Genomic DNA, 7,026 nt, shown 5'->3' with positions numbered 1-7,026 from the left:
CAATCTTTGAATGGTCAAAGTCAATCTTTCACTTTCAAAAAGCAAAAATCTTAAATCGTATCAATTTTAAATAACATTAATCGTTTACTTTTGTAAAATCCTATAGGACTGAAAATGGGCTTAAATAGGATGTTATCACGATTCTAACTAAATAAATACTTAAATAAAAGCTTTTGGTATTGCTCTTCGTCTTCAGGTAAGTTGTAAAAGGTCTACCTTAAATATCTAAAACAAACTTGCAATATGCATGAAAGATGAGTGGAAACGCAAAAAAGAGAACCCTTCTTTAGATGGTGTTCTCTTTTTTCTGGCTTCCTTGGGGGGAAACCGGAATTAGATATAAGAATTCACAAGTTACTCTTTTTAGATAAATTTAATTCTTCAATTTTAGGTTTTTTCCATAGTATAGTGATGGCTAAACCAATGATAATGACAACTGTACTGAAATAGTATGGGTAATTATAATATCAAATAGAATGCCTCCTAAGATGGGGCTAAACACGTTGGCCAGGGAGGTGAAAAAAGAGTTCATCCCTCCAACAAAACCTTGTTCGTTGCCGGCGATGCGTGATAAGTACGTTGTCACAGCTGGGCGAATGAGGTCTGCACCTATAAATACGGTAAATGTGACTGTCATAACTGTCCAGTACGAATTCACTAATGTCATTGTGAAGACTAAAATTGCAGATAATACTAATGACCAACGAATCATATTAATTTCGCCCATGTACTTCACTAACGGTTCAAATAGTAGGACCTGACATATTGCACCGATAATGGCACCGCCTGTGATTGAAATGGCAATATCTAATGGACTAAATGCAAATTTATGATCAACGTATAAGCTAAAGAATGACTCAAATACTGTTAACCCAAATGTCGATACAAAAATTACTACAAAAGCAATAAAGAACATAGGCATAAATATCTTCTTCAAGCCACTTTTCTTCTCTACTAGTCCCTTGTTTTCTATTTCACACTTTATAGCATAATAAGGTGGTCATAATATCATTCTTCATTATTAATAATGATATTAAGAAAACTTCACTTATATTGGAGAAGCTCACTTACAGCGCGCTACGAATTTCTCAGGTACACCAATGTAACCCATCGAGAGTATGCCTTCAAGATCATCATTTTTGATCATAATATCCAACGCTATCAATCACATTCCCTATGTGCATAACAAAAGTCATAAGAGTTATATTAACAAGAAGTACAATATCGGACGTTTACTTTCTTTATAGGAAATATAAGTGAAAAAAATTAGATAATTAAAGAAACATGCATATCACCTATTGTCTCAAGAACAATTTTTGTCCATAGATTTATAAAATGTTGGTTTGTATTAGAACGGGATTGAGAATATAGATTGATGCGCTTATATCGAGAGAAACTTAATAAATCAAATAAGAATTAAAACTGATGAATTTTAACATTAAAGAATTAGGGTAAGCGTATAAAGAGTTTCTATAAAAGAAATTCATTATTAACATCCATCATTTAGAGAAGAATACATATCTTATGTCTTACGTAGTAAATAGTGCTTATTCAAATGAAAATGTATCACTAGATTCGACAATATAATGCCGAGAAATAAATAAGGGGGTAGCTAGCCAATGGAGTTTCTATCTTTAATGCTTATTTTAATTGTATCATTGGGTTTAGCTTTTGACTTTATTAATGGATTTCATGACACAGCCAATACAATTGCTACATCGGTCACTACTCATGCCTTGTCTCCGAGGCTAGCTATCCTTTTAGCGACTTTAATGAATTTTGTAGGTGCTTTGCTTTTTTCCGGAGTGGCTCAAACCATTACGAAAGATATTGTTGATCCTTTTTCGTTACAAAATGGATCAATAGTTATTTTAAGTGCTTTAATGTCGGCAATTATATGGAATCTTCTTACCTGGTATTTTGGTATTCCAAGCAGTTCATCTCATGCACTTGTAGGGTCTATTTCCGGGGCTGCTATTGTAGCAGGAGGATTTCATGCATTAAATTATAAAGGGTTTCTAAAAATCGTTGATGGACTCATTATTTCGCCAATTATTGCTGTTTTATGTGGTTTTATTATTATGAGTCTGTTTCAACTAGTTTTTAAAAATTTTTCTCTTTCTAAAACGAACAGAAGAATGCGCTTATTTCAGGTTTTTACAGCAGCACTTCAATCATTTTCTCATGGAACAAATGATGCTCAAAAGACTATGGGTATTATTACAATGGCATTAATTACGGCTGGATATCAAACCTCAATGGATATTCCGTTTTGGGTTCGGATTAGTGTCGCAATGGCTATGGGAATGGGAACGACGATTGGTGGATGGAAAATTATCAAAACTATTGGAGGGAAAATTACCAAGTTAAACCCAGCAAATGGGGCGGCAGCTGATTTATCCTCGGCTCTAATTATATTTGGATTTACAGCATTAAAGTTGCCTGTAAGCACTACACACGTGGTATCTTCATCTATTATAGGTGTTGGTTCCGCACATCGAATAAAAGATGTGAAATGGGGTGTAGCGAAGCGTATTGTCATTACATGGATTATTACTTTACCTCTTACGGCATTACTATCGGGCACTCTTTTTGAAGTATTTTTTTTATTAACTAAATAAATTAAAAACGAAGAAAAATAAAAAAAGCTCCAAATCCGGAGCTTCTTTGATGTAAGCATTTTTGTAGAAATTGATGGACTGTGAAGATACATAGCAGTACAGTACCTTATACTTCATAGTAATGGATACGTATCAGGACTCCCTATAAGCAATTGAGAACCGTAGAATGTACCTTTGAATTACTGGCTATGATGTTCTCATCAGACAGCCTATAGACATTTCCTGTTGTATTTGTCACTGCACCACCTGCTTCCTTAACTAGTAATACGCCTGCTGCAATATCCCATACACTTAAACCATACTGCCAGAAAGCACCTAACCTTCCACAAGCAACGTAGGCTAAATGTAATGCTGCTGAACCTAATACACGAATTGATCTAAATTCCTTGCCAATAGAATCCATACTTGCTATATTCACCTCACGAAAGGCTGATGTGGAGGCAAAACCTGTAGCTATCATACAATCAACTGCTTTCTCTGCCTCTGATATCGAAATCTGTTTGCCATTACAAAAAGATCCTTTCCCTTTTTCAGCCCAAAATAATTCATCCCTGCAAGGATCGTAAATAACGCCAAGGATAATTTCCCCTTTGCAGGCTAGCGCGATTGAAATGGTGAACCCTGGAATTCCATGAATGAAATTTGCTGTTCCATCAATAGGGTCCACAATCCACAAAAAGGGAACATCTTGAGCATCTTGAAGAACCTGGCTAAGAGGCTTTTTAGCAGCAAAAGACTCCTCTTCGCCTAATAAAGAATGTTCTGGATGTGCTTCTAAAATGAAACCCCGAATCATTTGTTCTGAGTGCTTATCAATCTCCGTCACGACGTCAAAATTTGAGCTTTTTTTCTCTGCAATAATACCTGTGCTGACTTGGGAAAGTATCATTTCACCTGCTAGCCTTGCTGCATTACGTGCTGTCTCTAAATAACTCATTTCCATCTCCCTTTCTATCAGTAGCATCTATTATGATTTAGTAATTAATTCGACAGGGAACGTATGAGTCCTTTGTTAAACCAACCTATCACCACAGTAACACTAACGAAATAAATACTGATTAACGAAAGAAATTAGGATTTTTTAGATACTATATTGATAAGTATTTCTTATTTTAAAAAAGAATAAAAACATAATTAAATCATTCCATTTATCCCCATTAATAATCCATTTGTCTTTATGTAAATCATAGCATGGATCATAATCATGAAAACTAAAATGGCAGGTGACGTAATGCTCTTTCCGTCTGTCTTATTCCAACAATCCACAAACCATTCTACAATAGTTTTTGTCTCAACTTCGAACAATTGAACAAAAGCTGCTTTTTTATGGGCCTCTTGTACATATCCAGGTTTTAGAGATTGCAGTTTTTGCATAAAAACATCGATATTTAATTTAATAGGGTCGATTGGCGTATGGAGTAACACTTTTTAAAACGATATAATTCTGAATATACGGAATTTTTTGAGTGGGAGAGTGGAAGTATGAGTGAAAAAAATAAAGAAATTGAATTTATAAAAATCATATGTGTCATAGATGGTTTGACCGAAGGCTTGAATATTATAAAAGGGCAGGAGTATTATGGATTTGAGACTGTCGATGAGTTGGGTTATAACGTTTATATGGAGAACGAAAAAGGAAGATTACCTATTTATATTGGATCATATCTAAAGACATATTTTCAATTAATAGATAATGAAATACATGTTGTAACGTTTGAAAAAAATACCTAACATTTTAGACGGCCCTGCTTTTTTTATAAAGGAAAAGTGAGGTCATTATCTATAACTAGTGAAGGGTCCAATAAAGAAAGCAACATGAAAGGCGTCATTACGCATATAAAGCTTGTATTAGCGCGATAACGTTACTTCGTTACCTACTGATTAGGTAACGAAGTCGCGATTCTTTAGATACTATGTAGCTACTGCAGTAAGCTTGCCTATCCACTCAAAAAATAAAAAAGATTTTATTTAACTGCAACTAAATATTTAAAGAGGACTTATTTTACTGTTATTGAATCTATACAGGACGGTTTATTTCAAATCTCAATTGCAGAGAGGGGAAATGATAATGGCCACTGGAAGAGAACGGGCGGCAAGGAGTATTTTGGGTCAATCAGGATTGAGGAATAGGAATCCAGACAACGCTACGTTTGATGAAAAAGGAACAAAGCCTCGCGCCTCAAATTTTGAAAGAGTTGCGACTCCTCGTGAGGGTTCTACTCGAATAGCAAGGATGGCAGAAGAATATAGAGCTGAATATAAAAGAGTAAAAAGAAGAGAACAATTTTTGCAAGACACAATAGATTTATTAAGTGATTGTAATAACAAGCAGTCCGTTAGAGAGTTAAAGGAATTAATTAATTTAGCAAAAGAGCGATTAATAATATATCAAGGTAAATAGAAATTATTCCTTTTTTTATTACTGATATAATATAACACTAATACGTTCACATACACATTTGTGTGAGTGCATTTTTGCTAGGAGAGAGCAGCCGGTATATGATGGTTGCTCTTTTCGTTTTTAAGGAGGTATGATTACATGAAAGATTGGTTTAGAGTATTCACTCTCAGAGATGGTTCAAAGAGAGAAATTAGAATTGATTACGACAAATATGGGCTTTTTTACAAATTGTACAAATATACAACTTATTATAAGGAAAGTATTTTACTATTTATTTAACGTTATAGAGTTTCCATATATGTTTCTCTTTATAACCTATATACTTACTCCAACGTTCTCCTTGGCTAATATAATCTTCAAACGTAGCGTTTCTAACTACAATATACCCACCACATTCATCTGCGGTTTGTTTTGCGATGGACTGTGTGTCAAAGGGAAATGCAACCAATTCATTGTTTGTAAATTCATAACTAGATATCTCTTTCCTTTTTACGTTTCTACATGATTCATTTACATAATATAACTTACCTAACTTTATAAAATAGTATGGATATTCTTTGTTAGGCAACTTACTCCCCTCCATTTCTACACCCTTCAATTGCTTTATAAGTAAATATTAACCTGTTATTTGGATTTAAAAACCTAAAATCCTCCTAAAAAAGTCACTCTTTTAGAGTAGCCTCAATTACGCAAATGTTAATGTGTTATGCTACCCAAATAGATGCCAATTAGGTAACGGAGTCGGAATTCTTTAGATACTACGTAGTTACAGCAGCAAGGCTGCTTGTCTACTCCTAGAAATAAAAAAGGAAAATATACCTCAGTAGGTACTCATTAGATGGTCATAGAATATGTACCCTTTTTTTATATATTGAGGGCTTGGCCTAGTCGCTTATATTTTTCATGAAATGGACGAGGGGTCCCAAAGACTGAAGTAAAACGTAATGAGGAACAGTAGGAGCTTGGTGAATCTAATTACATGAAACTAACAAAAAAGAACCAACAACTAAATGTCAGTTCCTGTGTATTGTATAAATGTAGTCAATCTTTATCTTCATCTTCATAAATAAATAAGCCGTTTACCAGGGTTTCGAAATCAGGAGCTAACTCAAAAATAAGTGTATCCGTTCCCCATTCTAAATCCATATAAATTACAGGGGGATTATCTCTTGTATTCCGATAGTCGAGTGCAATCCACCAATGTCCCTCTCCGCATAGTAGAACAATATCTTTTGGTAACTCCCATTCTTCTATATAATAATCACTGGATAAAATGCCTTCTTTCCCTATTCCATAAATTTCAGGGACATTTACATGATCGTCTGCCCAATTTGTTGGAACGGAGGTAGGGTAGTCACAATATTTTAAAGAGCCCCCATTCTGTATTTTACATAATTCAATATAGGATTTTGGTAACTTCACGCCCAACTTCTTTTCTGCTTCGTTGACCATTTCTTCTGTTAATTTTTTTGATTGACTGTATCCATCATCCCAAATACCCCTCATTTTCCCAACCCTTTCAATCAGTACCAACTAAATACTCTTTTTCGTCCCACATTCGCGGCATTCACGTAAGAAAACGCCACCTTTTACGGAACTTTTGAAGTAAGCTGAGTTGCAGTTGTTGCACCTGCCACTGACTTTATCCGGAAATTCAGCATAGTCATACACTTTATCAAGATCGATTTCTTGCTGCTGTTTCTCTTTCATGTCAATCACTCTTTTCTAATTGCCTTTTATTAGCTTACCACAAAAAGCGAAGGTGACATTATTTTATGTAAAACGAACATAAATTAGCTCATTTAACCTCATTTTATTTTTTAATTCGAATACTTCATCGATAAAAACAAACAAATTCCCCAGGGAATCAACAAACTGAATGAATCCTGTCTCTGTTATACATTGGCCTTGCTTATAATATGTAAGGTAAACTTGTTTATTTGTATGTAGGGCTTCAATCAATGTGAAATTGATTTGTTCCATTTTCTCTTCTGTTAAAACAGG

General features: G+C 34.4%; 9 protein-coding genes and 1 pseudogene. 3 read left to right on the top strand and 7 right to left on the bottom strand.

What is annotated here, in order from left to right; genetic code table 11:
- Positions 1-347: 347 nt before the first annotated feature.
- Positions 348-946 (bottom strand): annotated as a pseudogene (locus SB717_RS33185) (MFS transporter); the annotation flags it as partial.
- Positions 947-1,619: 673 nt separating this feature from the next.
- On the opposite strand from SB717_RS33185, the gene SB717_RS33180 reads away from it, so the two are divergent.
- On the top strand, positions 1,620-2,621 hold the full coding sequence (locus SB717_RS33180; protein ID WP_410907035.1) for an inorganic phosphate transporter: 1,002 nt from the start codon (positions 1,620-1,622) through the stop codon (positions 2,619-2,621).
- A 142-nt stretch (positions 2,622-2,763) separates the two neighbouring features.
- Here SB717_RS33180 and SB717_RS33175 read toward each other — a convergent pair whose 3' ends face one another.
- Positions 2,764-3,558, bottom strand: coding sequence for an inositol monophosphatase family protein (locus SB717_RS33175; protein WP_410907033.1), 795 nt, complete (start codon positions 3,556-3,558; stop codon positions 2,764-2,766).
- 197 nt (positions 3,559-3,755) lie between these two features.
- Positions 3,756-3,995, bottom strand: coding sequence for a hypothetical protein (locus tag SB717_RS33170; protein WP_374149540.1), 240 nt, complete (start codon positions 3,993-3,995; stop codon positions 3,756-3,758).
- Positions 3,996-4,103: 108 nt separating this feature from the next.
- Here SB717_RS33170 and SB717_RS33165 point away from each other — a divergent pair, with 108 nt between their 5' ends.
- Together SB717_RS33165 and SB717_RS33160 are read left to right on the top strand one after the other, a co-directional pair.
- Entirely contained in the window at positions 4,104-4,352 is a 249-nt protein-coding gene (locus SB717_RS33165) for a hypothetical protein (protein ID WP_410907031.1), read from the top strand.
- 337 nt (positions 4,353-4,689) lie between these two features.
- On the top strand, positions 4,690-5,022 hold the full coding sequence (locus SB717_RS33160) for a hypothetical protein (protein WP_410907029.1): 333 nt from the start codon (positions 4,690-4,692) through the stop codon (positions 5,020-5,022).
- A 271-nt stretch (positions 5,023-5,293) separates the two neighbouring features.
- On the opposite strand, the gene SB717_RS33155 is transcribed toward SB717_RS33160, so the two are convergent.
- The 4 genes from SB717_RS33155 to SB717_RS33140 all read right to left on the bottom strand — a co-directional run.
- Positions 5,294-5,590 (bottom strand): hypothetical protein, encoded by a 297-nt coding sequence (locus tag SB717_RS33155; RefSeq protein WP_216884969.1) that lies wholly within the window; start codon positions 5,588-5,590, stop codon positions 5,294-5,296.
- Between the two features lie 473 nt (positions 5,591-6,063).
- The gene (locus tag SB717_RS33150) at positions 6,064-6,528 is read right to left on the bottom strand and encodes an SMI1/KNR4 family protein (RefSeq protein WP_410907027.1); all 465 of its coding nucleotides are present in this window, start codon (positions 6,526-6,528) and stop codon (positions 6,064-6,066) included.
- Positions 6,529-6,555: 27 nt separating this feature from the next.
- Positions 6,556-6,732 (bottom strand): DUF8096 family protein, encoded by a 177-nt coding sequence (locus SB717_RS33145; RefSeq protein WP_410907025.1) that lies wholly within the window; start codon positions 6,730-6,732, stop codon positions 6,556-6,558.
- Between the two features lie 63 nt (positions 6,733-6,795).
- Positions 6,796-7,026: YolD-like family protein (locus SB717_RS33140; RefSeq protein ID WP_410907023.1), on the bottom strand; the 231-nt coding region annotated here is incomplete at its 5' end.

This window comes from Priestia sp. SIMBA_032 (assembly GCF_046535215.1).
GTDB classification, from domain to species: domain Bacteria; phylum Bacillota; class Bacilli; order Bacillales; family Bacillaceae_H; genus Priestia; species Priestia aryabhattai.
Note: the sequence above shows the minus strand (reverse complement) of the source record. Positions and strands in the feature narration are given on the sequence as shown.